The organism is Neisseria sp. P0021.S007, from assembly GCF_051956855.1.
The window spans coordinates 1-535 of the sequence record NZ_JBQCXA010001078.1 but is presented as its reverse complement, the minus strand read 5'-3'; the positions used below and the strand labels follow the sequence as shown (position 1 = coordinate 535).

The 535-nt window shown below is 55.1% G+C and carries 1 pseudogene; it reads left to right on the top strand.

The features are described 5' to 3' along the window. Positions 1–324 (top strand): annotated as a pseudogene (locus ACTHUR_RS17620) (hydroxymethylbilane synthase); the annotation flags it as partial. Positions 325–535: the final 211 nt, after the last annotated feature.

The window sequence follows — 535 nt, the reverse complement described above, 5'->3', positions numbered from 1 at the left end:
GCCGCACACCGCACCGGCCTTCTGGACGTATTGAAACCCTTAAACCACGACACAACACACGCCTGCGTGACCGCCGAACGCGCCCTTGCCCGCGCTCTGGGCGGAAGCTGCCAAGTCCCGCTTGCCGCATATTGCACCGAAGAAAACGGCCTGCTCACCCTGCGAGGTCTGGTCGGACACTCCGACGGCTCGGTAATCTTGCAGGCAGACGCGCAAGCCCCCGCCGCCTACGCCGACGCGCTCGGACGCGCGGTCGCCAAAAAGCTGGCGGACGACGGCGCGCAGGAATTGATTGAAGCAGTGTTGAAAGAACAAGCCGAATAAATCGGTTCGCAAGAAAAGGTCGTCTGAAAACGCCACATCGGGTTCAAACCCGTTGAAACCGCGTTTTCAGACGACCTTTTTGCTTATAACTTTTGGTTTGCAGCACATAACCAATCAGTCTTTCCCGAAAAACGCCAATCGGAGTAGTATGCTACATTCCGTTCAATACACTGAAAACAAAGGTATAAATATGGCACGCTTAACTGTACAC